Origin of the sequence: Streptococcus infantis, assembly GCF_047464215.1 — a bacterium.
GTDB lineage: Bacteria > Bacillota > Bacilli > Lactobacillales > Streptococcaceae > Streptococcus > Streptococcus infantis_P.
The window spans coordinates 84,645-111,320 of the sequence record NZ_JASHCG010000005.1; the positions used below are offsets into that span (position 1 = coordinate 84,645).

The 26,676-nt window shown below is 41.0% G+C and carries 40 protein-coding genes; 36 read left to right on the top strand and 4 right to left on the bottom strand.

The features are described from left to right. The first annotated feature begins 84 nt into the window (after positions 1–84). Positions 85–519: a DUF805 domain-containing protein gene (locus tag QM469_RS04395; RefSeq protein ID WP_371608069.1), complete on the top strand. Its 435-nt coding sequence runs from the start codon at positions 85–87 to the stop codon at positions 517–519. 175 nt (positions 520–694) lie between these two features. Further along, positions 695–1,108, top strand: a complete 414-nt coding sequence (locus QM469_RS04400) for a DUF805 domain-containing protein (protein ID WP_371608068.1) — start codon at positions 695–697, stop codon at positions 1,106–1,108. Positions 1,109–1,194: 86 nt separating this feature from the next. On the opposite strand, the gene QM469_RS04405 is transcribed toward QM469_RS04400, so the two are convergent. Genes QM469_RS04405 through sdaAB form a run of 3 tightly spaced genes read right to left on the bottom strand, consistent with a single transcriptional unit; the run spans position 1,195 to position 3,412 of the window. Beyond that, positions 1,195–1,836 carry an HAD hydrolase-like protein gene (locus QM469_RS04405; protein WP_371608067.1) on the bottom strand — a complete coding sequence of 214 codons (642 nt, stop codon included), beginning with the start codon at positions 1,834–1,836 and terminating at the stop codon, positions 1,195–1,197. 23 nt (positions 1,837–1,859) lie between these two features. Then, positions 1,860–2,732 carry an L-serine ammonia-lyase, iron-sulfur-dependent, subunit alpha gene (gene sdaAA, locus QM469_RS04410; RefSeq protein ID WP_414276126.1) on the bottom strand — a complete coding sequence of 291 codons (873 nt, stop codon included), beginning with the start codon at positions 2,730–2,732 and terminating at the stop codon, positions 1,860–1,862. Positions 2,733–2,740: 8 nt separating this feature from the next. Then, positions 2,741–3,412 (bottom strand): L-serine ammonia-lyase, iron-sulfur-dependent subunit beta, encoded by a 672-nt coding sequence (sdaAB, locus tag QM469_RS04415; protein ID WP_001191178.1) that lies wholly within the window; start codon positions 3,410–3,412, stop codon positions 2,741–2,743. 241 nt (positions 3,413–3,653) lie between these two features. Between sdaAB and QM469_RS04420 the strand changes: the two genes are divergently transcribed. Next, positions 3,654–4,280 carry a LysM peptidoglycan-binding domain-containing protein gene (locus QM469_RS04420; protein ID WP_371608066.1) on the top strand — a complete coding sequence of 209 codons (627 nt, stop codon included), beginning with the start codon at positions 3,654–3,656 and terminating at the stop codon, positions 4,278–4,280. A gap of 52 nt (positions 4,281–4,332) precedes the next feature. Here QM469_RS04420 and QM469_RS04425 read toward each other — a convergent pair whose 3' ends face one another. Then, on the bottom strand, positions 4,333–5,196 hold the full coding sequence (locus QM469_RS04425; protein ID WP_414276127.1) for a helix-turn-helix domain-containing protein: 864 nt from the start codon (positions 5,194–5,196) through the stop codon (positions 4,333–4,335). Between the two features lie 888 nt (positions 5,197–6,084). Here QM469_RS04425 and QM469_RS04430 point away from each other — a divergent pair. The 33 genes from QM469_RS04430 (at position 6,085) to rplO (ending at position 26,674) form a co-directional block, all read left to right on the top strand. Continuing rightward, positions 6,085–6,291, top strand: a complete 207-nt coding sequence (locus QM469_RS04430) for a hypothetical protein (protein ID WP_153224706.1) — start codon at positions 6,085–6,087, stop codon at positions 6,289–6,291. 164 nt (positions 6,292–6,455) lie between these two features. Further along, positions 6,456–7,577 (top strand): tRNA 2-thiouridine(34) synthase MnmA, encoded by a 1,122-nt coding sequence (gene mnmA, locus QM469_RS04435; RefSeq protein ID WP_414275566.1) that lies wholly within the window; start codon positions 6,456–6,458, stop codon positions 7,575–7,577. Positions 7,578–7,716: 139 nt separating this feature from the next. Next, positions 7,717–8,172 carry an NUDIX hydrolase gene (locus QM469_RS04440; RefSeq protein ID WP_414276128.1) on the top strand — a complete coding sequence of 152 codons (456 nt, stop codon included), beginning with the start codon at positions 7,717–7,719 and terminating at the stop codon, positions 8,170–8,172. 8 nt (positions 8,173–8,180) lie between these two features. Next, the gene (locus QM469_RS04445) at positions 8,181–8,612 is read left to right on the top strand and encodes an NUDIX hydrolase (protein WP_049504858.1); all 432 of its coding nucleotides are present in this window, start codon (positions 8,181–8,183) and stop codon (positions 8,610–8,612) included. Then, the gene (gene mnmG, locus QM469_RS04450) at positions 8,602–10,518 is read left to right on the top strand and encodes a tRNA uridine-5-carboxymethylaminomethyl(34) synthesis enzyme MnmG (protein WP_414276129.1); all 1,917 of its coding nucleotides are present in this window, start codon (positions 8,602–8,604) and stop codon (positions 10,516–10,518) included. Before QM469_RS04445 ends, mnmG begins: the two co-directional genes overlap by 11 nt. 89 nt (positions 10,519–10,607) lie before the next feature. Then, positions 10,608–10,742, top strand: coding sequence for a hypothetical protein (locus QM469_RS04455; RefSeq protein ID WP_265586415.1), 135 nt, complete (start codon positions 10,608–10,610; stop codon positions 10,740–10,742). A 44-nt stretch (positions 10,743–10,786) separates the two neighbouring features. Then, a complete protein-coding gene (locus QM469_RS04460) occupies positions 10,787–12,340 on the top strand; it encodes a damage-inducible protein CinA (protein WP_414276130.1) in 1,554 nt (517 codons plus the stop codon). A gap of 118 nt (positions 12,341–12,458) precedes the next feature. Further along, entirely contained in the window at positions 12,459–14,666 is a 2,208-nt protein-coding gene (gene nrdD / locus QM469_RS04465) for an anaerobic ribonucleoside-triphosphate reductase (RefSeq protein ID WP_248035747.1), read from the top strand. A gap of 11 nt (positions 14,667–14,677) precedes the next feature. Beyond that, a complete protein-coding gene (locus QM469_RS04470; RefSeq protein WP_000521609.1) occupies positions 14,678–14,818 on the top strand; it encodes a hypothetical protein in 141 nt (46 codons plus the stop codon). A 37-nt stretch (positions 14,819–14,855) separates the two neighbouring features. Beyond that, on the top strand, positions 14,856–15,356 hold the full coding sequence (locus QM469_RS04475; RefSeq protein ID WP_075230998.1) for a GNAT family N-acetyltransferase: 501 nt from the start codon (positions 14,856–14,858) through the stop codon (positions 15,354–15,356). A 5-nt stretch (positions 15,357–15,361) separates the two neighbouring features. Continuing rightward, positions 15,362–15,958, top strand: a complete 597-nt coding sequence (nrdG, locus tag QM469_RS04480) for an anaerobic ribonucleoside-triphosphate reductase activating protein (protein ID WP_075230997.1) — start codon at positions 15,362–15,364, stop codon at positions 15,956–15,958. Beyond that, positions 15,955–16,578: a uridine kinase family protein gene (locus QM469_RS04485; RefSeq protein WP_414276131.1), complete on the top strand. Its 624-nt coding sequence runs from the start codon at positions 15,955–15,957 to the stop codon at positions 16,576–16,578. The genes nrdG and QM469_RS04485 overlap by 4 nt, the downstream gene beginning before the upstream one ends. Positions 16,579–16,842: 264 nt before the next feature. Further along, on the top strand, positions 16,843–17,151 hold the full coding sequence (gene rpsJ, locus QM469_RS04490) for a 30S ribosomal protein S10 (protein ID WP_001284513.1): 309 nt from the start codon (positions 16,843–16,845) through the stop codon (positions 17,149–17,151). A gap of 82 nt (positions 17,152–17,233) precedes the next feature. Further along, positions 17,234–17,860 (top strand): 50S ribosomal protein L3, encoded by a 627-nt coding sequence (gene rplC, locus QM469_RS04495; RefSeq protein WP_000160197.1) that lies wholly within the window; start codon positions 17,234–17,236, stop codon positions 17,858–17,860. Between the two features lie 24 nt (positions 17,861–17,884). After that, on the top strand, positions 17,885–18,508 hold the full coding sequence (gene rplD / locus QM469_RS04500) for a 50S ribosomal protein L4 (protein WP_000024549.1): 624 nt from the start codon (positions 17,885–17,887) through the stop codon (positions 18,506–18,508). Continuing rightward, entirely contained in the window at positions 18,508–18,804 is a 297-nt protein-coding gene (locus QM469_RS04505; RefSeq protein ID WP_001055347.1) for a 50S ribosomal protein L23, read from the top strand. Before rplD ends, QM469_RS04505 begins: the two co-directional genes overlap by 1 nt. Before the next feature lie 17 nt (positions 18,805–18,821). After that, a complete protein-coding gene (rplB, locus tag QM469_RS04510; RefSeq protein ID WP_000512914.1) occupies positions 18,822–19,655 on the top strand; it encodes a 50S ribosomal protein L2 in 834 nt (277 codons plus the stop codon). A gap of 104 nt (positions 19,656–19,759) precedes the next feature. Beyond that, positions 19,760–20,041, top strand: coding sequence for a 30S ribosomal protein S19 (gene rpsS / locus QM469_RS04515; protein WP_000533766.1), 282 nt, complete (start codon positions 19,760–19,762; stop codon positions 20,039–20,041). Positions 20,042–20,052: 11 nt separating this feature from the next. Then, on the top strand, positions 20,053–20,397 hold the full coding sequence (gene rplV, locus QM469_RS04520; RefSeq protein WP_000818137.1) for a 50S ribosomal protein L22: 345 nt from the start codon (positions 20,053–20,055) through the stop codon (positions 20,395–20,397). 12 nt (positions 20,398–20,409) lie between these two features. Then, complete coding sequence (gene rpsC, locus QM469_RS04525; RefSeq protein WP_000529936.1) at positions 20,410–21,063, top strand: 30S ribosomal protein S3; 654 nt, start codon at positions 20,410–20,412, stop codon at positions 21,061–21,063. 3 nt (positions 21,064–21,066) lie between these two features. Further along, on the top strand, positions 21,067–21,480 hold the full coding sequence (rplP, locus tag QM469_RS04530) for a 50S ribosomal protein L16 (RefSeq protein WP_000960948.1): 414 nt from the start codon (positions 21,067–21,069) through the stop codon (positions 21,478–21,480). Between the two features lie 9 nt (positions 21,481–21,489). Next, entirely contained in the window at positions 21,490–21,696 is a 207-nt protein-coding gene (rpmC, locus tag QM469_RS04535) for a 50S ribosomal protein L29 (RefSeq protein WP_000772918.1), read from the top strand. Positions 21,697–21,720: 24 nt separating this feature from the next. Next, positions 21,721–21,981, top strand: coding sequence for a 30S ribosomal protein S17 (gene rpsQ, locus QM469_RS04540; RefSeq protein ID WP_000440801.1), 261 nt, complete (start codon positions 21,721–21,723; stop codon positions 21,979–21,981). Between the two features lie 25 nt (positions 21,982–22,006). Then, positions 22,007–22,375: a 50S ribosomal protein L14 gene (rplN, locus tag QM469_RS04545; RefSeq protein ID WP_000616548.1), complete on the top strand. Its 369-nt coding sequence runs from the start codon at positions 22,007–22,009 to the stop codon at positions 22,373–22,375. An 83-nt stretch (positions 22,376–22,458) separates the two neighbouring features. Then, on the top strand, positions 22,459–22,764 hold the full coding sequence (gene rplX / locus QM469_RS04550; protein WP_000497691.1) for a 50S ribosomal protein L24: 306 nt from the start codon (positions 22,459–22,461) through the stop codon (positions 22,762–22,764). A 23-nt stretch (positions 22,765–22,787) separates the two neighbouring features. Continuing rightward, positions 22,788–23,330: a 50S ribosomal protein L5 gene (gene rplE, locus QM469_RS04555; RefSeq protein ID WP_000013542.1), complete on the top strand. Its 543-nt coding sequence runs from the start codon at positions 22,788–22,790 to the stop codon at positions 23,328–23,330. 17 nt (positions 23,331–23,347) lie between these two features. Continuing rightward, complete coding sequence (locus tag QM469_RS04560; protein ID WP_001085699.1) at positions 23,348–23,533, top strand: type Z 30S ribosomal protein S14; 186 nt, start codon at positions 23,348–23,350, stop codon at positions 23,531–23,533. 284 nt (positions 23,534–23,817) lie between these two features. After that, positions 23,818–24,216 (top strand): 30S ribosomal protein S8, encoded by a 399-nt coding sequence (gene rpsH / locus QM469_RS04565; RefSeq protein ID WP_000245504.1) that lies wholly within the window; start codon positions 23,818–23,820, stop codon positions 24,214–24,216. Between the two features lie 186 nt (positions 24,217–24,402). Further along, positions 24,403–24,939, top strand: a complete 537-nt coding sequence (rplF, locus tag QM469_RS04570; RefSeq protein WP_000086625.1) for a 50S ribosomal protein L6 — start codon at positions 24,403–24,405, stop codon at positions 24,937–24,939. A gap of 83 nt (positions 24,940–25,022) precedes the next feature. Further along, positions 25,023–25,379 (top strand): 50S ribosomal protein L18, encoded by a 357-nt coding sequence (rplR, locus tag QM469_RS04575; RefSeq protein WP_000624044.1) that lies wholly within the window; start codon positions 25,023–25,025, stop codon positions 25,377–25,379. A 17-nt stretch (positions 25,380–25,396) separates the two neighbouring features. Beyond that, positions 25,397–25,891 carry a 30S ribosomal protein S5 gene (gene rpsE / locus QM469_RS04580; protein ID WP_000874203.1) on the top strand — a complete coding sequence of 165 codons (495 nt, stop codon included), beginning with the start codon at positions 25,397–25,399 and terminating at the stop codon, positions 25,889–25,891. Positions 25,892–25,904: 13 nt separating this feature from the next. Next, positions 25,905–26,087 (top strand): 50S ribosomal protein L30, encoded by a 183-nt coding sequence (rpmD, locus tag QM469_RS04585; RefSeq protein WP_000057243.1) that lies wholly within the window; start codon positions 25,905–25,907, stop codon positions 26,085–26,087. 146 nt (positions 26,088–26,233) lie between these two features. Next, the gene (gene rplO, locus QM469_RS04590; RefSeq protein ID WP_000766079.1) at positions 26,234–26,674 is read left to right on the top strand and encodes a 50S ribosomal protein L15; all 441 of its coding nucleotides are present in this window, start codon (positions 26,234–26,236) and stop codon (positions 26,672–26,674) included. Positions 26,675–26,676: the final 2 nt, after the last annotated feature.

A 26,676-nucleotide genomic window follows, 5' to 3' on the forward strand; every position in this document is an offset into this window, starting at 1 on the left:
GATTTTCAGAGTTTTTTGAACAAACTTGTTATTAGTGAACAGATATGATAAACTATAGTAAATAAAAAAATTAGGGAGTAACTTATGATTAACGCATATAAAAGTTTTTTTAAAGGTTATGTAGATTTCACAGGCCGTTCAACACGTTCAGAGTATTGGTGGATTTGGCTAACAAACATACTACTTCTTATCCCTCTTTATTCAGCATACTTTAATGCTATATTTAGCGAAGGAGAAGAGGGTGCTTTTCTTGCCTTGGGTGGACTCGCTATTGTCTATATGATTTTCGGTCTTGCCCTAATCTTACCTATGTTAGCTTTGACAGTTCGCCGTCTCCGTGATGCTGGTTTTCACTGGGCTCTGATTTTTGTACATTTTATTCCCGTGGTTGGAGGAATTGCTTTACTAGTCTTGTTAGCTATGCCAAGCAAGGAAGTAGAGGTAGTAATCCTTAATAAAGCTGAAGAAGTTGAAGAAGTTGTGGAAGTTTCACCTTTCGAAGAACCAGACAACAAATAGGATAGTCAAACTTTACCATCTATTTAGCTGACTAGCCTTCTTCCTACTAGTAGGTAAATCACTAACACTCCCATATCCATTTGTGGATTGAGGAGTGTTTTATTTTGTAAATATTTGTGATTTCTAGCAGTATCTGATAGACTAAAATATACAACTAAACAATTAGGAGTAACTTATGATTCAAGCATATAAAAATTTCTTTAAAGGTTATGTAGATTTTACAGGCCGTTCAACACGTCCAGAATATTGGTGGGTTTGGCTGATGAATAATATTTTGTTCCTACCCCTGTATATATTCTATTTTCAAATGGCCTGGAATGATGCTGGAGAAACAGATCCTATTTTAGGAGTAGCAATCATAAGTATTTATATGATTTTAGGTATAGTGTTCTTTACACCAAGTCTTGCTGTAAAAGTTCGTCGGCTAAGAGATGCAGGCCTTCACTGGGCTTTCATCTTCCTTTACTTCGTTCCAATGGGTGGTATTGCTCTTTTAGTTCTGCTAGCCATGCCAAGTAAGGAAGTAGAAATAGTAACAATCAATAGATCTAAAGAAGTTGAAAGCGAAGAAGTTTCCCCTTTTGAATAATTGGACGAGTACGGGGAATGTCATTCTCCTCATTATGATCAGACAAAAAGCTCCCAAACCTAACTTTTAGGCTGGGAGTCTTTTGTTTAACGTTTTAATTGTAGATGCTGTAAAATGTCTGCCGGGTGGTGAGCAATCCAGTCAGGATTATAGCCCATGAGGTCTTTCTCCTCACCGAATCCCCAGGTTACCGCTAGTTTTTTAATGCCAGTTTCTTGGGCACCAATCATATCAAACTTGGTATCTCCGATAATAATGACTGTTTCGGGCGCTAGATGATGAGTTTCCAGAGCCTGACGAATGACATCAGCCTTGTGTAGGGCTTGAGGGCTTGAACCATAAATGCCATCAAAGAAGTGGTCAATCCCAAAATTGCTAGTCATATCAACTGCGGTTGGTGTATTCTTCGTAGTAGTGATATAAAGAGGATAATGCTCAGCTAGTTCTACAAGTAAATCTTTGATATGTGGAAAGAGTTGGGCTTCGTAAACACCCTTTTCCTTATAATAAGAACGATAGAGCTGGATGGCTTCCTCTATCTGCTCAGCTGGTAAACAACTAGCAAAGCTGGTTTCTAGTGGAGGTCCCATAAAACCTCGAATGGTTTTGGCACCAGGACTAGAAACTCCAAGTTGGTCAAAGGTATAGGTGAAACCATTATGGATACCGATAGAACTATCAACTAGCGTTCCATCTAAGTCAAAAAAGATAGCAGATATAGATGACATTGATTCTCCTCAAAATGATGAAATTATTCGCCGAAGATTTCTTTTTGAAGGCGACGACCTGTAGGTGTGGCAGCGAGCCCCCCTTCAGCAGTTTCACGAAAGGCAGTTGGTAAGCTAGATCCTACTTGATACATGGCGTCAATGACCTCATCAACTGGAATTTTTGATTCGATACCAGCCAGAGCCATATCGGCTGCGATGAAGGCAAAACTTGCTCCCATAGCGTTACGCTTGACGCAAGGAACTTCAACCAAACCTGCAACGGGGTCGCAAATGAGACCGAGCATGTTTTTGATAACGAAGGCGATAGCCTGGCTCGCTTGATAAGGCGTTCCGCCTGCAGCTAGAGTTAGGGCAGCGGCACTCATGGCTGAAGCTGAACCGACTTCGGCCTGGCAGCCACCTTCGGCTCCCGAGATAGAAGCGTTGTTAGCAATCACGAGTCCAAAAGCACCTGCAGCGAATAAGAAGTCTAGTTGTTGTTCATGAGTTAAATCCAACTTTTGGATAGCAGCAGTGAGAACGGCTGGAAGGCAGCCTGCACTACCAGCAGTAGGTGTTGCACAGACCAGTCCCATCTTGGCATTGTGTTCATTAACGGCGATAGCATTACGAGCTGCAGACAAGACAGTGAAGTCTGATAGGGTCTTTCCTTTTTTGATGTAGTGGTCAAGCTTGGCAGCATCTCCACCTGTCAAACCGCTACGAGATTTCTTTTCACTAAGACCAAGCTCAACTGAAGCTTTCATGACTTCAAGGTTGCGCTCCATGAGAAGGAGAACTTCTTCACGTTCACGACCTGTTAGCTCAAACTCGGTCGTAATCATGAGCTCAGCAACATTACCTTTAAAATCAAGTTCGGCTTGTTCGACTAATTCTTTGATAGAGTAAAACATATTTTCTCCTATTGAAAGAAATTGACATTATGCAAATGAGGAATTTTACGAATCTCTTCGATAGATTCATCACAGTTGCGACTATCAACTTCGATAATCATAATGGCTTTCTCACCAGCTTTTTCTCGGGTTACATTCATTTGGGCGATGTTAATGTCAAAGCGAGAGAGGGCCTCTGTTACGTGAGCGATCATACCAGGAACATCCTGATGAACGATGATAATGGTAGGGGTGTTCATGTTGAGGGATACGGCAAAGCCATTGAGCTCTGTCACCTGGATGTTACCACCGCCGATTGAAATTCCTGTCACACTGATGGTCTTGTGCTCATTCTTAACAGTGATTTTCGTAGTATTTGGGTGAGGGGCGTTACTATCTTTCTGGATAGTCCAGACAATTTTGATGCCACGCTTGTGGGCAATTTCTAAACTATTTGGAATTTCTGGATCATCTGTGTCCATTCCCAGGATTCCAGCGACAAGGGCTAGGTCAGTTCCGTGCCCGCGATAGGTTTTTGCAAAAGAATTAAAAAGCTGGAACTCGACCTCGGTTGGAGTATCGTCAAAGATAGAAGAGACGATTTTACCGATACGAACAGCTCCTGCCGTGTGACTACTAGATGGGCCAATCATGACTGGCCCAATGATATCAAAGACAGATTGAAAACGAAGTGATTGCATCTGTTTCCCCTTAAAAAGATTCTTAACTCTATTATATCAAAGATTAGATGCAAGCGCTCAATTCCATGGTAAAATATCTAAAATCCCCATAAAGCCTATAAAATCAGGCCTTTTGTAACAAAAAGAGGCTGTTTAAGCGAAATAAAACATAGTCTTGTAACATTTCTACATAAAACCGTCAAGAAACAGTAATAATAGTAGGGTATGATGGAAATATAACAAAGAAGGAGAATCTTTTAATATGAAATCAACAACTAACAAAATTAAAACAGGACTTGTAGGAGTAGCAGCAGCGCTTGCTTTCCTTGCACCATCACTTACTTTTGCACAAGAAACAACAACTTACACAGTAAAATCAGGTGACACTCTATCAGGAATCGCTGAAAAATACAATACAACTGTTGAAAAATTGGCAGAAAAAAATAAGATTAAAGATATTCATTTGATCTATGTAGACCAAGTATTGGTTATTGATGGTGAAGCACCAGCAACTTCAACTACTTCAACTGCGACAGCAGAAGCTCCAGTAACAGCACCTGCAGCTACTGAAACAACAACTTATGAAGCGCCAGCAGCAAGCGTAATTGTAGCAGAAGAAACTGTTGCTACAACAGAAACTTCAGCATCAACTTCAACTGTAAGCGGATCTGAAGCAGAAGCTAAAGAATGGATCGCTCAAAAAGAATCAGGCGGTAGCTACACAGCTACAAACGGACGTTACATCGGACGTTACCAATTGACAGATTCATACTTGAACGGTGACTACTCAGCAGAAAACCAAGAACGTGTAGCAGATGCTTATGTAGCAGGACGTTACGGTTCATGGACAGCTGCTAAGAACTTCTGGCTTAACAACGGTTGGTACTAAGAACTGACGAACAAAATAAGATGCAAAAGTCGAGGGATTTCCTCGACTTTTTTTATATTTCCTTTGCTTGATAACAGGTCTCTACTTCATTTTTGAGGTGAGATAGCATGGTTGTTTCATCAGTTAACTCCAGAAGGGAGAAGCCCTTTTGAATAAGATGTTCATTACTAGTACAAATACCTATTCGAGCATAAGTGATTGCTAAAATATCGTATCTTTTCTTTTTCTTAGCGTCCTCTAGTAAGGTGTAGCAGATTTGTTGACAGGTATTTTTATCTTGGTTGTACAAGTAAATGGTGGACAGATTGAGTAGGATTGCCATTCGTAATTCATATAAATGTCGATAGTTTTTATATTCTTCCAAGCGCTGCAAGATTTGTTCAGTGATGAGGTGGAGGTGTTCGATGGGAAAGCTAAAAAGTATGGTGTTGAGGATTTTTAGGTCGCTTTCATACCATGTATCTTGTTTTTCAATTTTTTCCCAAAGCTTTTTGACCGTTTGTTCCACTTGGATTGAAAGCTGTCCTGTTCCATGTTGACGGATATAAATAACAACTTCCAGCATATCTCTGATTTCCTCTATAGGGAGATCGTGATGGACCTTGAGATAGTCTTGGCATGTTTCAAATAAGTTGACTAGACTACTGGTACCAAAGATGGAACTCGTATTGAGATAGGTTTGCATGATTTCTGTTCGCTGGCTTGGCTGATAGAGATGGCAGATGTATTCAAACTCTTCAAAACTCATATTGACTTGATGGAGAAGAAACTCCATGTTTTCATATTTTGGAGTTGCCTTGCCACTTTCAAACTTGGAAAGATTGGTTCTTGAAAGGCCATTTCCACAGACCTCTTCTTGGGTCAATCCTTTTGACTCACGTATGTCTTTATATACTTTCCCGAAATCATAGCGCATGATGTTCTCCTTTTCGTGAAAAAAGTTAACAATAAATTGAATTTTATTAAACATATTGTATCATAAGAATATAGAAAGTAAATAAGAGGTATCATGTAGCTAGAAAATAATAGATTGGAGGTTGTTTCAATGCGTAAAAATAAAGATCTATTTCGGGTAATCATTGTCTTTGTGGCAGGGGTTATTTTGATTCTAGCAACACCAGTGTTATTTAGAGTTGTTATAGAACTACTGTCAAAATAAAATCTGCATTGATTAGATTCATTAGGATTTAAAATCATTACATGAGAGCTTCTGGATAAATTTAATTTGCTGTAAGATTTGCTTATTTCATCAATTGCTTTTAGTTAGAATCCTGATTTTTCATTTACCATATTTATATTCACAGAAGTTCTAATCAAGACATTAAAGTGGATATCATGAGAAGAAAATAAGAAAGGTGATTTTATCTATAGTAGGTAGAATCTAAAAAATAAATTATGACTCATTTAAAATTTTATATCAAATCCGTTCTTTGTTCATTGGTATTGTTTATCCTTTTAATTCTTTTTATTAAAAATATATATTACCCTGCTCTAAAGATAACTATTGAAGTTATTCTGTCATTTTCGATAGGTAGTCTTTGTTATTCCATTTTTTGTAAAACAAATCGAGCTGCTTTTCTGCCAATTTCGGTTGTTTTATTTTTGCTGACTCTTTATTTGCTGGGAGTATAGTGTTTTAGCAGGAACTTTGTCAGTTTGCATTTTTTCTTGGAGAAATTCTGTCCATTGAAATTTTAATGTCTTTAAGTGGAGTAAATTTGCTATCAAGATTTTTCAAAAAAAGAGAAGTCAATAGATTTGTTAGTGGATTATAAAGATGAAAGGTAAAATTGGGATATTTAAAATGAAACATTTTTTTGCAGGAATTGGTGAGATAAGATTTATTAGTTATCTATTGTCTCTATGTGTAGGACTAGCCCCTCTTTTTCATATATATGTTATAGGTTCTGAAATGAGTTTTGTGAAAATAGTATTATCTATTTTGGGAATTATATTTGTTTGTATTTTAACTATTGCTCGAATTTATAGGACTTTTTTCTATAAAGAATAGTTTGGACTTGAAATGTATTTAAAACCAGAGCTTGGTAGATTATCAGCCTCTTTCTTGTCTTCTCTAAGCAAGCATGTTATAATGAAAACTGCTCAAACGACCTTCAATCGTAGTAGCAAACACGACCTTCAATCGTGAATAAACGAATAGATGGGAGAACTACCATGAGTGATAACTCTAAAACACGTGTTGTCGTGGGGATGAGTGGTGGTGTCGATTCGTCGGTGACGGCTCTCTTGCTCAAAGAGCAGGGCTACGATGTGATCGGTATCTTCATGAAGAACTGGGATGACACAGATGAAAACGGCGTCTGTACGGCGACCGAAGATTACAAGGATGTGGCTGCAGTGGCAGATCAAATCGGTATTCCTTACTACTCTGTCAACTTTGAAAAAGAGTACTGGGACCGCGTTTTTGAGTATTTCCTAGCGGAATACCGTGCAGGGCGCACGCCAAATCCAGATGTGATGTGTAACAAGGAAATCAAGTTTAAGGCCTTTTTGGACTATGCTATGACCTTGGGAGCAGACTATGTAGCGACTGGGCACTATGCCCGTGTGGCGCGTGATGAGGATGGCATCGTTCACATGCTTCGTGGCGTGGACAATGGCAAGGATCAGACCTATTTCCTCAGCCAACTTTCGCAAGAACAACTTCAAAAAACCATGTTCCCACTGGGACATTTGGAAAAACCTGAAGTACGAAAAATAGCAGAAGAAGCAGGACTTGCGACTGCTAAGAAAAAAGATTCGACAGGGATTTGCTTTATCGGAGAAAAGAACTTTAAAGAATTTCTCAGCAACTACCTGCCAGCTCAACCTGGTCGCATGATGACAGTGGATGGTCGCGATATGGGCGAACATGCAGGCCTTATGTACTATACGATTGGTCAGCGTGGGGGACTCGGTATCGGTGGTCAACACGGTGGTGACAATGCACCTTGGTTCGTTGTTGGAAAAGACTTAAGCAAGAATATTCTCTATGTAGGCCAAGGTTTCTACCATGATTCGCTCATGTCAACCAGCCTAGAAGCCAGTCAAGTCCACTTTACTCGTGACATGCCAGAGGAATTTACGCTCGAATGTACGGCTAAATTCCGCTACCGTCAGCCTGACTCTAAGGTGACTGTACATGTCAAAGGAGACAAGGCAGAGGTCATCTTTGCGGAGCCGCAACGCGCCATTACACCAGGACAGGCAGTTGTCTTTTACGATGGTGAAGAATGTCTCGGTGGTGGTTTGATTGACAATGCCTACCGTGATGGCAAGGTTTGTCAGTACATTTAGATTGACAAATTTTCTCAATTTGCTACAATAATAAAAGCAATAGAAATGATGGTCAAAGCTCATGGATGTTGCAGGCTTTTTGTCCTGCACTTCTTTGGAGTTTTGACTGTTTTTGTGTCGTTTAAGGGAAAGGGTAAAAATGACTCAACAAGACTTTCGGACAAAGGTGGGGAACACAGTTTTTGGCGTTCGGGCGACAGCTTTGATTCTTCAAAATGGTAAGCTCCTAGTTACCAAAGACAAGGGCAAGTATTACACTATTGGCGGTGCTATTCAAGTCAATGAAAGAACGGAAGACGCGGTAGTCCGTGAAGTGAGAGAAGAACTGGGTGTCAAAGCTCAAGCTGGGCAGCTAGCTTTTGTGGTTGAAAATCGTTTTGAACAAGACGGTGTTTCCTATCACAACATCGAGTTTCATTATCTGGTAGACTTGCTTGAGGATGCCCCATTGACCATGCAGGAAGATGAGAAAACACAGGCCTGTGAATGGATTGACTTGGATAAGCTTGAGGATTTCCAGCTAGTTCCAGCCTTTTTGAAAACAGCCCTGCCAAATTGGGACGGACAATTACGACACATCCATCTTAACGAATAGGAGAGAAAATGATGGTTAAGCTTATTGCCCATGTGCTTGTTCATAGTGGTGGTGATTATTTGCTCATTCAGCGTTCGGAAATTAAAAGAGGACAACCCAACGTTTATCCAACTTACTGGGATATTCCTGGTGGTGGGGTTGAAAAGGGTGAACTTCCGCGAGATGGAGCTCTTAGAGAATGTATTGAAGAAGCGGGAGTTAGGCTAGATAGCAGTTCGCTCAAACTTCTTCACGAAGATAGTCAACTGGATACCTCTAAGGATACTGTCTTTACTCGCTTAGTTTATAAAGCAGAGTGGGTTGGGGAGAAGCCAATTATCAGATTAGATCCTGAAGAGCATACGCACTTTAAATGGGTTACTATGGATCAAGCTCTAGAGGAGGAGAAGTTAGTTCCTTATTTGCGAGAAATTTTTGAAAGGTTAAGAAATGACTTATAATTTTATAGAAGAATACGATATTATTGTAATCGGAGCGGGGCATGCAGGGGTGGAAGCATCCCTAGCTGCAAGCCGCATGGGTTGCAAGGTTTTGCTTGCGACTATTAACATTGAAATGTTGGCTTTCATGCCATGTAATCCCTCTATCGGTGGTTCTGCCAAGGGGATTGTCGTGCGTGAAGTCGACGCTCTCGGTGGTGAAATGGCCAAGACCATTGACAAGACTTACATCCAGATGAAGATGCTCAACACAGGGAAGGGGCCAGCTGTTCGTGCCCTTCGTGCGCAAGCTGACAAGGAGCTTTACTCTAAGGAAATGCGCAAGACAGTTGAAAACCAAGAAAATCTAACCCTACGTCAAACTATGATTGATGAGATTTTGGTGGAAGATGGCAAGGTTGTCGGTGTGCGTACAGCGACCCATCAAGAATATGCTGCCAAGGCTGTTATTGTGACCACAGGGACTGCCCTCCGTGGGGAAATCATCATCGGAGACCTCAAGTACTCATCAGGTCCAAACCACAGCCTAGCTTCGATTAACCTTGCTGACAATCTCAAGGAACTTGGTCTCGAAATCGGTCGTTTCAAGACAGGGACGCCTCCACGTGTCAAGGCTTCCTCTATCAACTACGATGTGACAGAAATCCAGCCAGGAGACGAAGCGCCTAATCACTTCTCATACACTTCACGTGATGAGGACTATGTTAAAGACCAAGTACCGTGCTGGTTGACTTATACCAATGGTACTAGTCATGAGATTATCCAAAACAACCTCCACCGTGCGCCTATGTTTACAGGTGTGGTCAAGGGAGTGGGACCTCGTTACTGTCCGTCGATTGAGGATAAGATTGTACGCTTTGCGGACAAGGAACGCCACCAACTCTTCCTTGAGCCAGAAGGGCGCAATACAGAGGAAGTTTATGTTCAAGGGCTTTCAACCAGCCTGCCTGAGGATGTCCAACGTGAGCTAGTTCATTCCATCAAAGGGTTGGAAAATGCAGAGATGATGCGTACTGGTTATGCCATCGAGTATGATATGGTCTTGCCGCATCAATTGCGTGCAACGCTTGAAACCAAGAAAATCTCAGGACTTTTCACAGCTGGTCAGACAAATGGAACGTCAGGTTACGAAGAAGCAGCTGGCCAAGGGATTATCGCTGGTATCAATGCGGCTCTGAAAATCCAAGGTAAGCCTGAGTTGATTTTGAAACGAAGTGACGGTTATATCGGGGTGATGATTGATGACTTGGTGACAAAAGGAACCATTGAACCCTACCGTCTCTTGACCAGTCGTGCTGAGTACCGTCTCATCCTCCGTCATGACAATGCCGATATGCGATTGACAGAGATGGGACGCGAGATTGGTCTTGTGGATGATGAACGTTGGGCACGCTTTGAGATCAAGAAAAATCAATTTGACAATGAGATGAAACGCCTAGACAGTATCAAACTCAAGCCAGTCAAGGAAACCAATGCCAAGGTCGAAGCGATGGGATTCAAACCATTGACTGATGCAGTCACTGCCAAGGAGTTCCTCCGTCGTCCAGAAGTCTCTTACCAAGATGTGGTTGCCTTCATCGGACCTGCTGCTGAAGAATTGGATGACAAAATTATCGAATTGATTGAAACGGAAATCAAGTACGAAGGATACATCTCAAAAGCCATGGATCAGGTTGCCAAGATGAAACGCATGGAAGAAAAACGCATTCCAGCCAACATCGACTGGGATGACATTGACTCTATCGCGACTGAGGCTCGCCAGAAGTTCAAACTCATTAATCCAGAAACCATCGGTCAAGCCAGCCGTATTTCTGGAGTTAACCCAGCAGATATTTCCATTCTCATGGTGTATCTAGAAGGTAAAAATCGAAGTATTTCAAAAAATCTAGAAAAAAAGGCTGACTAAAGACAAAGTGCTGAATTCTCTTTTAGGAATTCAGCTTTTTTGATAGAATCGTCCTCTATTTTCGAATAAAGAGAAAAGGAGGAATGATTATGCTGACGGTAGAAGAAAAAAATTTTTTAGATCACTATAAAAATGCTTCCTATCATCGTTTTTATGAGATTGAGCGCTTCACTAGTCTCTGTCAAAAGTTAGACAAATGGCCACCACAGGCTGACAAGCTTTAGACTTTTTGATATACTAGAACAAATTAAAACATAGGAGAGAATGAATGAACGTATATGGCAGATTAGAAGAGGAACCAACTCCATCTTGGACGGGAATTCAGGATGATTTAGTTGGGAGAGAGGAGCGCTTCGAGGATGAACCAAGTTCATTTGCTCCCTTACCATTATTTAAGATCCTAATCTGGAGCACTTTAGTTGTACTTGTATCTGTAGTTCTTCCTTTCTTGCTAGGACTAACTAGCCCAGAACAGGCACAAGATTTTTATATGGGATGGGCGATGCACCAGGGGGGAGATATCTACACAGACTATTTTGGAACGAGTGGTCTTCTCTATTACTTTTTACAGTATCTAAGCAAGGGTAGTATTTTGTTTGCAGCCTTTACTTGGCTTGCTCTAGTGGGTGCTGGGATTTTTCTTTTCCGTTCAACTTATACCTTGACGGAGGAGAACAAGCAGTCGCAACAAGTGTTGACCATCTTTTATCTTCTTGTTGGAGGACTTAGCTTTGGCGGTGGTTATGCCACCATTTTGGCCCTTCCATTCCTGTTTTACGCTCTTAGTTTAGTAACAAGGTATTTGGTAGAGTATAATCATGACAAAGGTTTCGTGCGTGTTGGGATTAGCTTGGCTCTAGCATTCTTTTTTGCCCCTCTAGTTACAGCTCTATATGCTCTAGTCTTATTCTTTGCATTGTTAGCCTTTAATATTGGGCGTGGTCGCTTAGTTCATGGGCTCTATCAATTTTTTGCAGCTGGTCTTGGGTTCTCACTTTTCTTTTATCCAATTGGTTACTATACGGCTTATAATGGGAGTTTCGGGAATGCTATTAGTCAAATTCTCTATCCAGTAGATAGTTTGAAGTTTATGTCCAATCCAGCCTTGCTAGACAACCTCCTTTTTTATGGATTGTTAACAATTGGTCTTGGAGGATTAAGATTCGTATTTACAGGGCTTTTCCAGTCTAAACCAAGCAAGCAATACGTCTTATCTATTTTTGCTTCAGTAGCTATCTTATCGTTACTAGGATTGGAAATTTTCTCTACAGAACCGATTCACGGTAGTCGTCTAGCTACTTTTCTTCCTTTCTTGTCCATTTTTCTATTGACTCACATTCGAACTGGGGAATTAGAAGGAGCCAATCGCCGTAGAAGACATCGAGAAGTTCCTTCAATATGGGCAATCTTCCTCAAAGGAAATGCCTACTTGCCTATCCTGGCCCTTGCTTACCTATTCTTGGCCCCTTTAGTAGCGCGCTATGTCCTTCACCCAGAACAATATCAAGAACGAACTCGCATAGAAACTACGGTTAAAGGGCAAACGCAGGCAACAGATCGTATTTATATATGGGATGATTTTACTAATGGTTATAAGACTAGTGAACGTTTAGCAGCCAGTCAGTTCCTATCACCAAAATTATATACTGGCCTTGATGCAAATCGAAGCAAGCTTGTCAATGATTTACGTGATAATCAGCCTAAAGTGATTGTGGTCAATACTAAAATAGCTCTCTGGACGGAAGTAGAACAGCTTCTAGCAGAAAGTTATCAACCAGTTCAAAGTGAATTCAAAGACTTTAAACTTTACAAATTAAAATAAAATAATCAATATCTAGTATAATTTTTATGAAAATAGGAATTTTAATACTAGATATTGATTTTTATTTTTTTAGTGATATAATATTTTTTAGATACTACTTTTAGAAAAGAGCCTGGATATGATTGTATTGGAAGAGAAAACAAACCCTGATCTAACCTTATTCGTCGAAAAGCGTGACGGTAGACGCGTCATTTTTGATGTAGATAAGATTGACAAAGCCTTGCATAAGGCTGCGGAAAAAGTCATGGATATAACCCCCTTGGTCGAAAAGCGTCTTAATACTCTAGTTGAACGTATTGTAGAAGAGATTCATAGTCGCTTTCCTCAAGGTGTAAAAATCTATGAAATCCAAAATATCGTAGAACATGAGTTATTGGAAGCTAAAGAATATGCCTTGGCAGAGGAATATATCACTTATCGAACTCAAAGGGATTTTGAGCGCTCAAAAGCAACAGATATCAACTTCAGTATCCATAAACTTCTCAACAAAGACCAGGCAGTTGTCAATGAGAATGCTAATAAAGATAGTGATGTTTTTAATACCCAGCGTGATTTGACGGCAGGAATTGTTGGGAAATCAATCGGTCTTCAAATGCTTCCTAAGCATGTGGCTAATGCCCACCAAAAAGGGGATATCCACTATCACGATTTGGACTATAGCCCTTACACTCCGATGACCAACTGCTGTCTGATTGATTTTAAGGGTATGTTGGAAAATGGTTTTAAGATTGGGAATGCTGAGGTAGAGAGTCCTAAGTCTATTCAGACTGCGACTGCTCAGATATCGCAAATCATCGCCAACGTTGCATCAAGTCAGTATGGAGGCTGTTCAGCAGACCGTATTGATGAAGTCTTGGCTCCTTATGCAGAAAAAAATTACCAAAAACACCTCAAGGATGCGGAAGAATGGGTGCTACCTGATAAGCGCGAAGAATATGCTTGGAAGAAAACCCAAAAAGACATCTATGATGCCATGCAATCTCTAGAGTACGAGATTAATACCCTCTTTACATCAAATGGACAAACACCCTTTACTTCCCTTGGTTTCGGTCTAGGAACCAATCGTTTTGAACGCGAAATTCAAAAGGCAATTTTAAACATTCGTATCAAGGGGCTTGGTTCAGAACACCGTACAGCTATCTTCCCTAAATTGATCTTCACTCTTAAAAGAGGACTTAATCTGGAGGAAGGTTCTCCTAACTACGATATCAAGCAGTTGGCCCTTGAGTGTGCAACTAAGCGCATGTATCCAGATGTCTTGTCTTATGATAAGATTATTGAGTTGACAGGTTCTTTCAAGGTTCCGATGGGGTGTCGTTCATTCCTTCAAGGATGGAAGGATGAAAATGGAGTAGAAGTCAATTCTGGTCGTATGAACCTAGGTGTGGTAACAGTCAATCTTCCTCGTATCGCCCTCGAGTCTGAAGGCGACCTGAACAAGTTCTGGGAAATCTTCAATGAGCGTATGAATATCGCTGAAGATGCACTGGTTTACCGTGTGGAGCGAACCAAGGAAGCCACTCCAGCTAATGCGCCTATCCTTTATCAATACGGAGCTTTTGGCCGTCGTCTTGGTAAAGAAGAAAGTGTCGACGAGCTCTTTAAGAATAGACGTGCCACAGTTTCGCTTGGCTACATTGGACTTTATGAAGTAGCGACAGTATTCTTTGGTAACAATTGGGAAACCAATCCAGAAGCTAAAGAATTCACCCTTGATATCATTCGAGACATGAAACATCGAGTAGAAGAGTGGTCAGACCAATATGGCTATCACTTCTCTATTTATTCAACACCGTCTGAAAGTCTGACGGACCGATTCTGCCGTTTAGATGCTGAGAAATTTGGTTCTATTCCAGATATTACAGATAAAGAATACTACACAAATTCCTTCCATTATGATGTTCGCAAAAATCCAACACCATTTGAAAAATTGGACTTTGAGAAAGTCTACCCAGAAGCGGGTGCATCAGGCGGCTTTATCCACTACTGCGAGTATCCAGTTCTTCAACAAAATCCAAAGGCCTTGGAAGCTGTTTGGGATTATGCTTATGACCGTGTAGGTTATCTCGGAACCAATACTCCAATTGACCGCTGTTACAAGTGTGATTTTGAAGGAGATTTTGAGCCGACAGAGAGAGGATTTGCTTGTCCTAACTGTGGGAACAACGATCCTAAAACAGTAGACGTGGTTAAACGAACCTGTGGTTATCTTGGGAATCCACAAGCTCGTCCGATGGTTAATGGTCGTCACAAGGAAATTGCTGCGCGTGTCAAACACATGAACGGTTCTACTATCAAAACAGCAGGACATGAAGTAAGAAGTTAGAAAGAGATAGCATGGGAAAATATCAATTAGATGATAAGGGCAAGGCCTTGGTTCAACGGTTCCACGAGAAACATTCAAAAGGTGGAGGCAATAAAAAAGACCGAGTGGCTAGCCTAAGAGAGCAATTTTTAAATAAGAATAAGAAAAAGTGAGAGTCCGCTCTCGCTTTTCTCTTAGTTGGAGGTAAAGATGATATTACGCAGACCAAGATTGGCAGATAAAGAAACAATTTTAGAGATGATGTCAGAGTTTGAGCAGACTCAATCAGCCCACAATGGAGGATTTTGGGATACTGAGAACTTTGACTATGAAAAGTGGTTGGAAACTAGCCATAATAAAGAAATGGGAATAGGATTGCTGGAAAATCGCGTTCCATCAATTCAGTTCGTATTGTTTGATGAATCAGGCCATGCTTTAGGTTTTTTAAATTTACGGTTGAGACTGAATGAGGGTTTACTGAATTATGCTGGCCATATTGGCTATTCTATCCGCCCTTCCGAAAGAGGCAAAGGATATGCCAAGGAAGCTCTCCGTCAAGGTCTACAAGTGGCTAAAGAAAAGAACATCCATCGTGCTCTGGTGAATTGTAGCGCGGAAAATCCAGCAAGCCGAGCTGTTATCTTAGCTAATGGTGGAGAGTTGGAGGATGTTCGAAATGGAACGGAGCGCTATTGGATAGAGTTGGAGTAGAAAGCATGACATGGAATACACCAAAACCAGGCGAGTGGAAGAGTGAGGAGCTTAGTCAAGGGCGTATCATTGACTATAAGGCTTTTAACTTTGTGGATGGAGAAGGGGTGCGCAATTCTCTCTATGTAGCCGGCTGCATGTTTCACTGTGAGGGCTGTTACAATGTAGCGACCTGGTCTTTCAATGCAGGAATTCCTTATACGCCAGAATTGGAAGAACAAATCATGGCAGACTTAGCCCAGCCCTATGTTCAAGGATTGACTTTGCTAGGAGGAGAGCCATTCCTCAATACAGGTATTCTTTTGCCCCTTGTAAAACGCATTCGAAAGGAATTGCCAGAAAAAGACATCTGGTCTTGGACAGGCTACACTTGGGAAGAAATGATGCTGGAAACTCCAGATAAGCTAGAGCTTTTATCTATGATTGATATCCTGGTCGATGGTCGCTATGATCGGAGCAAGAGAAATCTTATGCTTCAATTCCGCGGCTCTTCCAATCAACGAATTATCGATGTACAAAAGTCTCTCCAAAGTGGAAAGGTAGTCATTTGGGACAAGCTTAACGATGGAAAAGAAAGCTATGAACAGGTGAAGAGAGAATGAAGAAAAAAGAATTAATAGAAAGACTAGTATCAGAAATAGAGTCGGGAAAAGTAAAAACGCTGGGTATCTACGGTCACGGCGCTTCAGGAAAATCAACTTTTGCTCAAGAATTGTACCAAATATTGGATGCTGAAAAGGTAAATTTACTAGAGACAGATCCCTATATTACTTCGGGACGACATTTAGTAGTACCTAAAGAGATACCAGACCAAAAGGTGACAGCATGTTTACCGGTAGCGCATGAGCTGGCAAGTTTACAAAGAGATATTCTTGCTCTGCAAGCGGGTATGGACATCTTGACAATTGAGGAACCTTGGAAGGCTAGCGAGATCTTATCTGGAGCAAAACCAATTCTGATAGTCGAAGGGATGTCTGTGGGTTTTCTACCCAAGGAACTCTTTGACAAAACCATTTGTTTCTACACAGATGAGGAGACCGAATTAAAGAGACGTCTAGCTCGAGATACGACTGTGAGAAATGGCGATGCATCCATTATATTGGCTAGTCAGCAGATGAGACGAGAGCAGTATCTACAATACTATAAAGAAACCGAGTCAAGAGCTGATATCTTGGTAGATCAATCAGATGATAAATTTCAAATTAAAACTAACATTATATAGAAGAAAAGACAGATAATCTAGCAATTAAATATGAAAATTTATTAAAATGGAATAAGAAAACAGTTTCATCTAAAAAATTTAAAAAAACCTGTCAAATCCCTTGCAATCGCAGGGGCTTTGTGTTATTCTATTATGGTGCTGTAAATTACAGCTTTAGCTTTGATGCAAGAGGTTGCGACACGCTCGGTTGCATTGCCACGCAACGCGCGTCGGTTTTCTTGTGGAGCTAGCCTATTATCTTAAATAGACGAAAAGGAGAAAAAGATGGCAAACAAAAAAATCCGTATCCGTTTGAAAGCTTACGAACACCGTACGCTTGACACAGCGGCTGCAAAAATCGTAGAATCAGCTACTCGTACAGGTGCACAAGTTGCGGGTCCAATCCCACTTCCAACTGAGCGTAGCCTCTACACAATCATTCGTGCGACTCACAAATACAAAGACTCTCGCGAACAATTTGAAATGCGTACACACAAACGTTTGATCGATATCGTTAACCCAACTCAAAAAACAGTTGACGCTTTGATGAAATTGGATCTTCCAAGTGGTGTAAACGTAGAAATCAAACTTTAATTTAAAGCTTGATAACTTGAGCATAAAAAACGCTCGTTAAAAACTTTTTGAATAAAAAATATAGAAAAGGAACTATTTTCTCATGACAAAAGGAATCTTAGGGAAAAAAGTGGGAATGACTCAAATCTTCACTGAAGCTGGCGAATTGATCCCTGTAACAGTTATTGAAGCAACTCCAAACGTTGTTCTTCAAGTTAAAACTGTTGAAACAGACGGATACAACGCTATCCAAGTTGGTTTCGATGACAAACGCGAAGTATTGAGCAACAAACCTGCTAAAGGACATGTAGCAAAAGCTAACACGGCTCCTAAGCGCTTCATTCGTGAATTCAAAAACGTTGAAGGCTTGGAAGTTGGTGCTGAAATCACAGTTGAAACTTTCGCAGCTGGAGATGTTGTTGACGTAACTGGTACTTCTAAAGGTAAAGGTTTCCAAGGTGTTATCAAACGCCACGGACAATCACGTGGACCTATGGCTCACGGTTCTCGTTACCACCGTCGTCCAGGTTCTATGGGACCTGTTGCACCTAACCGCGTATTCAAAGGTAAAAACCTTGCAGGACGTATGGGTGGCGACCGTGTAACAATTCAAAACCTTGAAGTTGTACAAGTTGTTCCAGAAAAGAACGTTATCCTTATCAAAGGTAACGTACCAGGTGCTAAGAAATCTCTTATCACTATCAAATCAGCAGTTAAAGCTGGTAAATAATAAGGAAAGGGGAATACAGTCAAAATGGCAAATGTAACATTATTCGACCAAACTGGTAAACAAGCGGGCGAAGTTGTTCTTAACGATGCAATCTTTGGTATCGAACCAAACCAATCTGTTGTGTTTGATGTCATCATCAGCCAACGTGCTAGCCTTCGTCAAGGAACTCACGCTGTTAAAAACCGTTCAGCCGTTTCAGGTGGCGGACGCAAACCATGGCGTCAAAAAGGAACTGGACGTGCTCGTCAAGGTTCTATCCGCTCTCCACAATGGCGTGGTGGTGGAATTGTCTTCGGACCAACTCCACGTAGCTATGCGTACAAACTTCCTCAAAAAGTTCGTCGCCTTGCACTAAAATCTGTTTACTCAGAAAAAGTTGCTGAAAACAAATTTGTAGCCGTTGATTCTCTTGAATTTACAGCTCCAAAAACTGCTGAATTTGCAAAAGTTCTTGCAGCTTTGAGCATCGATTCTAAAGTCCTTGTTATTCTTGAAGAAGGAAACGAATTCGCAGCTCTTTCAGCTCGTAACCTTCCAAACGTGAAAGTTGCGACTGCTACAACTGCAAGTGTTCTTGACATCGCAAATAGTGACAAACTTCTTGTTACTCAAGCAGCTATCTCTAAAATCGAGGAGGTTCTTGCATAATGAATTTGTATGATGTTATCAAAAAACCTGTTATCACTGAAAGCTCAATGGCTCAACTTGAAGCAGGCAAATATGTATTTGAAGTTGACACTCGTGCGCACAAACTTTTGATCAAGCAAGCTGTTGAAGCTGCTTTCGAAGGTGTTAAAGTTGCAAATGTTAACACAATTAACGTAAAACCTAAAGCTAAACGTGTTGGACGTTACACTGGTTTTACTAACAAAACTAAAAAAGCTATCATCACTCTTACAGCTGATTCAAAAGCAATCGAGTTGTTTGCTGCTGAAGCTGAATAATCTAAGGAGGAAATATCGTGGGAATTCGTGTTTATAAACCAACAACAAACGGTCGCCGTAATATGACTTCTTTGGATTTCGCTGAAATCACAACAAGCACACCTGAAAAAACTTTGCTTGTTGCTTTGAAGAACAAGGCTGGTCGTAACAACAACGGTCGTATCACAGTTCGTCACCAAGGTGGTGGACACAAACGTTTCTACCGTTTGGTTGACTTTAAACGTAACAAAGATAACGTTGAAGCAGTTGTTAAAACTATCGAGTACGATCCAAACCGTTCTGCAAACATCGCTCTTGTACACTACACTGACGGTGTGAAAGCATACATCATCGCTCCAAAAGGTCTTGAAGTTGGTCAACGTATCGTTTCAGGTCCTGAAGCAGATATCAAAGTAGGTAACGCTCTTCCACTTGCTAATATCCCAGTTGGTACTTTGGTCCACAACATTGAGTTGAAACCAGGTCGTGGTGGTGAATTGGTTCGTGCTGCTGGAGCTTCTGCTCAAGTATTGGGACAAGAAGGTAAATACGTTCTTGTTCGTCTTCAATCAGGCGAAGTTCGTATGATTCTTGGAACTTGTCGTGCTACAGTTGGTGTTGTCGGAAACGAACAACATGGACTTGTAAACCTTGGTAAAGCAGGACGTAGCCGCTGGAAAGGTATCCGCCCAACAGTTCGTGGTTCTGTAATGAACCCTAACGATCACCCACACGGTGGTGGTGAAGGTAAAGCACCAGTTGGTCGTAAAGCACCATCTACTCCATGGGGCAAACCTGCTCTTGGTCTTAAAACTCGTAACAAGAAAGCGAAATCTGACAAACTTATCGTTCGTCGTCGCAACGAGAAATAATTTAAAACTAGTCGCTTAAGCAACTAGGAAATTCCGCCAGCTCGGTAGCGCTCCTTGTGAGCGCAAGCCGCTGTGGTACAAAATTTAAAGGAGAAAATATAAAAATGGGACGCAGTCTTAAAAAAGGACCTTTCGTCGATGAGCATTTGATGAAAAAAGTTGAAGCTCAAGCTAACGACGAAAAGAAAAAAGTTATCAAAACTTGGTCACGTCGTTCAACGATCTTCCCAAGTTTCATTGGTTACACAATCGCAGTTTATGATGGACGTAAACACGTACCTGTTTACATCCAAGAAGACATGGTAGGTCACAAACTTGGTGAATTTGCACCAACTCGTACTTACAAAGGTCACGCCGCAGACGACAAGAAGACACGTAGAAAATAAGGAGAACATAAATGGCAGAAATTACTTCAGCTAAAGCAATGGCTCGCACAGTACGTGTTTCACCTCGTAAATCACGTCTTGTTCTTGACAACATCCGTGGTAAAAGCGTAGCCGATGCAATCGCAATTTTGACATTCACTCCAAACAAAGCTGCTGAAATCATCTTGAAAGTTTTGAACTCAGCTGTAGCTAACGCTGAAAACAACTTTGGTTTGGATAAAGCTAACTTGGTAGTATCTGAAGCATTCGCAAACGAAGGACCAACTATGAAACGTTTCCGTCCACGTGCGAAAGGTTCAGCTTCACCAATCAACAAACGTACAGCTCACATCACTGTAGCTGTTGCAGAAAAATAAGGAGGTAAAATCGTGGGTCAAAAAGTACATCCAATTGGTATGCGTGTCGGCATCATCCGTGATTGGGATGCCAAATGGTATGCTGAAAAAGAATACGCGGATTACCTTCATGAAGATCTTGCAATCCGTAAATTCGTTCAAAAAGAACTTGCTGACGCAGCTGTTTCAACTATTGAAATTGAACGCGCAGTAAACAAAGTTAACGTTTCACTTCACACTGCTAAACCAGGTATGGTTATCGGTAAAGGTGGTGCTAACGTTGATGCACTCCGTGCTAAACTTAACAAATTGACTGGAAAACAAGTACACATCAACATCATCGAAATCAAACAACCTGATTTGGATGCTCACCTTGTTGGTGAAGGAATTGCTCGTCAATTGGAGCAACGTGTTGCTTTCCGTCGTGCACAAAAACAAGCAATCCAACGTGCTATGCGTGCTGGAGCTAAAGGAATCAAAACTCAAGTATCAGGTCGTTTGAACGGTGCAGATATCGCCCGTGCTGAAGGATACTCTGAAGGAACTGTTCCACTTCACACACTTCGTGCAGATATCGATTACGCTTGGGAAGAAGCAGACACTACATACGGTAAACTTGGTGTTAAAGTATGGATCTACCGTGGTGAAGTTCTTCCAGCTCGTAAAAACACTAAAGGAGGTAAATAACCAATGTTAGTACCTAAACGTGTTAAACACCGTCGTGAATTCCGTGGTAAAATGCGTGGTGAAGCTAAAGGTGGAAAAGAAGTAGCATTCGGTGAATACGGTCTTCAAGCTACAACTAGCCACTGGATCACTAACCGCCAAATCGAAGCTGCTCGTATCGCCATGACTCGTTACATGAAACGTGGTGGTAAAGTTTGGATTAAAATCTTCCCACACAAATCATACACAGCTAAAGCTATCGGGGTTCGTATGGGATCTGGTAAAGGGGCACCTGAAGGTTGGGTAGCACCAGTTAAACGTGGTAAAGTAATGTTTGAAGTTGCTGGTGTTTCTGAAGAGATCGCTCGCGAAGCGCTTCGTCTTGCAAGCCACAAATTGCCAGTTAAATGTAAATTCGTAAAACGTGAAGCAGAATAAGGAGAAGGCATGAAACTTAATGAAGTAAAAGAATTTGTTAAAGAACTTCGTGGTCTTTCTCAAGAAGAACTCGCGAAGCGCGAAAACGAATTGAAAAAAGAATTGTTTGAACTTCGTTTCCAAGCTGCTACTGGTCAATTAGAACAAACAGCTCGCTTGAAAGAAGTTAAAAAACAAATCGCTCGTATCAAAACAGTTCAATCTGAAGCGAAATAATAGACTAGGGAAGGAGAAATTTCAATGGAACGCAATAATCGTAAAGTTCTTGTTGGACGTGTTGTATCTGACAAAATGGACAAGACAATCACAGTTGTAGTTGAAACAAAACGTAACCACCCAGTCTATGGTAAACGTATTAACTACTCTAAAAAATACAAAGCACATGATGAAAACAATGTTGCCAAAGAAGGCGATATCGTACGTATCATGGAAACTCGTCCGCTTTCAGCTACAAAACGTTTCCGTCTTGTAGAAGTCGTTGAAGAAGCGGTTATCATCTAATCAAACCTGAAAGGAGAAAACTGAAATGATTCAAACAGAAACTCGTTTGAAAGTCGCAGACAACAGCGGTGCACGCGAAATCTTGACTATCAAAGTTCTTGGTGGTTCTAAACGTAAATTTGCGAACATCGGTGATGTTATTGTGGCATCTGTAAAACAAGCTACTCCTGGTGGTGCGGTTAAAAAAGGTGACGTTGTTAAAGCAGTTATCGTTCGTACTAAATCAGGTGCTCGTCGTGCTGATGGTTCATACATCAAATTTGACGAAAACGCAGCAGTTATCATCCGTGAAGACAAAACTCCTCGCGGAACACGTATCTTTGGCCCAGTTGCACGTGAATTGCGTGAAGGTGGCTTCATGAAGATCGTGTCACTTGCTCCAGAAGTACTTTAATTTTCACAGAGCAAAAACAAACAAACACAGTCCCCTGGCTTAGCCAGGGTGCCCATTGGGCGTAAGAATAAAAGGAGAAAAAAATGTTTGTAAAAAAAGGCGACAAAGTTCGCGTAATCGCTGGTAAAGATAAGGGAACAGAAGCTGTTGTCCTTACTGCCCTTCCAAAAGTAAACAAAGTTATCGTTGAAGGTGTTAATATCGTTAAGAAACACCAACGTCCAACTAACGAACTTCCTCAAGGTGGTATCATCGAGAAGGAAGCAGCTATCCACGTATCAAACGTTCAAGTTTTGGACAAAAACGGTGTAGCTGGTCGTGTTGGTTACAAATTTGTAGACGGTAAAAAAGTTCGCTACAACAAAAAATCAGGCGAAGTGCTTGATTAATCACGAAGGAAAGGAGAAGTATAATGGCAAATCGTTTAAAAGAAAAATATCTTAATGAAGTAGTTCCTGCTTTGACAGAACAATTCAACTACTCATCAGTGATGGCTGTGCCTAAAGTAGATAAGATCGTTTTGAACATGGGTGTTGGTGAAGCTGTATCAAACGCTAAAAGCCTTGAAAAAGCTGCTGAAGAATTGGCGCTTATCTCAGGTCAAAAACCACTTATCACTAAAGCTAAAAAATCAATCGCCGGCTTCCGTCTTCGTGAAGGTGTTGCGATCGGTGCAAAAGTTACCCTTCGTGGTGAACGTATGTACGAATTCTTGGACAAATTGGTTTCAGTTTCACTTCCACGTGTACGTGACTTCCACGGTGTTCCTACAAAATCATTTGATGGACGCGGAAACTACACTCTTGGTGTGAAAGAACAATTGATCTTCCCAGAAATCAACTTTGATGACGTTGACAAAACTCGTGGTCTTGACATCGTTATCGTAACTACTGCTAACACTGACGAAGAGTCACGTGCATTGCTTACAGGCCTTGGAATGCCTTTTGCAAAATAATATAGGAGGTATAACTAATGGCTAAAAAATCTATGATTGCTAAGAACAAACGCCCAGCGAAGTTCTCTACTCAAGCATACACTCGCTGTGAACGTTGTGGACGTCCACACTCAGTTTACCGCAAGTTTAAACTTTGCCGTGTTTGCTTCCGTGAATTGGCATATAAAGGTCAAATCCCTGGTGTAACAAAAGCATCTTGGTAATTTAAGATATCAAGGGCGTCAAAACTCCAAGTGAAAATAGGAAACTTGACGAAGAAACTTTAGTTTCTAGAAAAGTTTATCTTTTTCACACAGAGTTTAGCCCGGGTTCAGTTGGGCTTGCCAATTTGAACACGAGCTACAGCTTTGGCAAAAAAGATCAATTTGCTTTGGAGCATCGCTCCTGCATCAAATTGTCTATTTTTGCTCTTGCTGTTACGCTCTTTGTATCATGTATTAACTAGCAAGTGCAACTTGCAAACTACTAGTAAGAGGAGAAAAATAAAATGGTTATGACTGACCCAATCGCAGACTTCCTAACTCGTATTCGTAACGCTAACCAAGCAAAACACGAAGTACTTGAAGTACCTGCATCAAACATCAAAAAAGGGATTGCTGAAATCCTTAAACGCGAAGGTTTTGTTAAGAACGTAGAAATCATCGAAGATGACAAACAAGGCATCATCCGTGTATTCCTTAAATACGGACCAAACGGTGAAAAAGTTATCACAAACTTGAAACGTGTTTCTAAACCAGGACTTCGTGTCTACAAAAAACGTGAAGACCTTCCAAAAGTACTTAACGGTCTTGGAATTGCTATCCTTTCAACTTCTGAAGGTTTGCTTACTGATAAAGAAGCACGCCAAAAGAATGTTGGTGGAGAAGTTATCGCTTACGTTTGGTAATATTTAGTCCCCAATTTCTTTGTGACTCTTCGTTATCGTCTCTTGCTAACCCAAAGTTATGACTGCGAGACGATGCCTAGATTCACCTTGAAATAGGAACCTAAATGTTCCTTCAAATCGAGAAATCGATTTAACCCCGTGAAAACTGGCCAACAAGGCCTGACAATTTAACAGGAGAATAAAAACATGTCACGTATTGGTAATAAAGTTATCGTGTTGCCTGCTGGTGTTGAAATCACTAACAATGACAACGTTGTAACTGTAAAAGGACCTAAAGGAGAACTTACTCGTGAGTTCTCAAAAGATATTGAAATTCGTGTGGAAGGTACTGAAGTAACTCTTCACCGTCCAAACGATTCAAAAGAAATGAAAACTATCCACGGAACTACTCGTGCTCTTTTGAACAACATGGTTATTGGTGTATCAGAAGGATTCAAGAAACAACTTGAAATGCGTGGGGTTGGTTACCGTGCACAACTTCAAGGATCAAAACTTGTTTTGGCTGTTGGTAAATCACATCCAGACGAAGTTGAAGCTCCAGAAGGAATTACTTTTGAACTTCCAAACCCAACAACAATCGTTGTTAGCGGAATTTCAAAAGAAGTAGTTGGTCAAACAGCTGCTTACGTACGTAGCCTTCGTTCACCAGAACCTTACAAAGGTAAAGGTATCCGTTACGTTGGCGAATATGTTCGTCTTAAAGAAGGTAAAACAGGTAAATAATATTGAGTGGTTGATTTTCAGCCACCAATATCATTTCCAACTTTGTGCATAGCACACGATTTAAAACTAAAGAGGTGAAAACTGTGATTTCTAAACCAGATAAAAACAAACTCCGCCAAAAACGCCACCGTCGCGTTCGCGGAAAACTCTCTGGAACTGCTGATCGCCCACGTTTGAACGTATTCCGTTCTAATACAGGCATCTACGCTCAAGTTATTGATGACGTAGCGGGTGTAACGCTCGCAAGTGCTTCAACTCTTGACAAAGAAGTTTCAAAAGGAACAAAAACTGAACAAGCCGTTGCTGTCGGTAAACTCGTTGCAGAACGTGCAAACGCTAAAGGTATTTCAGAAGTGGTGTTCGACCGCGGTGGATATCTATATCACGGACGTGTGAAAGCTTTGGCTGATGCAGCTCGTGAAAACGGATTGAAATTCTAATAGGAGGACACTAGAAAATGGCATTTAAAGACAATGCAGTTGAATTAGAAGAACGCGTAGTTGCTGTTAACCGTGTTACTAAAGTTGTTAAAGGTGGACGTCGTCTTCGTTTTGCAGCTCTTGTAGTCGTTGGTGACCACAACGGTCGCGTAGGATTTGGTACTGGTAAAGCTCAAGAAGTTCCAGAAGCAATCCGCAAAGCAGTAGAAGATGCTAAGAAAAACTTGATCGAAGTTCCTATGGTTGGAACAACAATCCCACACGAAGTTATTTCAGAATTCGGTGGAGCTAAAGTATTGTTGAAACCAGCTGTAGAAGGTTCTGGAGTTGCCGCTGGTGGTGCTGTTCGTGCCGTTATCGAGTTGGCAGGTGTAGCTGATGTTACATCTAAATCTCTTGGCTCAAATACTCCAATCAACATTGTTCGTGCAACTGTTGAAGGTTTGAAACAATTGAAACGCGCTGAAGAAGTTGCTGCCCTTCGTGGTATTTCAGTTTCTGATTTGGCATAAGAAAGGGGATAAAATGGCTCAAATTAAAATTACTTTGACTAAGTCTCCAATCGGACGCATTCCATCACAACGTAAAACTGTTGTAGCACTTGGACTTGGCAAATTGAACAGCTCTGTTATTAAAGAAGATAACCCAGCAGTACGTGGTATGATCACTGCAGTATCTCACTTGGTAACAGTTGAAGAAGTAAACTAATTAAATTTTAGGGGATGTGCAGTATACCATCCCCTAAAACTAGATATAGTCATCTTTGATGACAAACGTATAGGCGAGTTGATAGGAGAGACAACCTTTTCTCTCTTATCGGCGCTAGCATTTTACAAAAGAGGAGAAAATATATAATGAAACTTCATGAATTGAAACCTGCAGAAGGTTCTCGTAAAACTCGTAACCGTGTTGGTCGTGGTACTTCATCAGGTAACGGTAAAACATCTGGTCGTGGTCAAAAAGGTCAAAAAGCTCGTAGCGGTGGTGGAGTACGCCTTGGTTTTGAAGGTGGACAAACTCCATTGTTCCGTCGTCTTCCAAAACGTGGATTCACTAACATCAACGCTAAAGAATACGCAATTGTTAACCTTGACCAATTGAACGTCTTTGAAGATGGTGCAGAAGTAACTCCAGTTGTTCTTATCGAATCAGGAATTGTTAAAGCTGAAAAATCAGGTATCAAAATTCTTGGTAACGGTGAGTTGACTAAGAAATTGTCTGTAAAAGCAGCTAAATTCTCTAAATCAGCTGAAGAAGCTATCACTGCTAAAGGTGGTTCAGTAGAAGTCATCTAAGA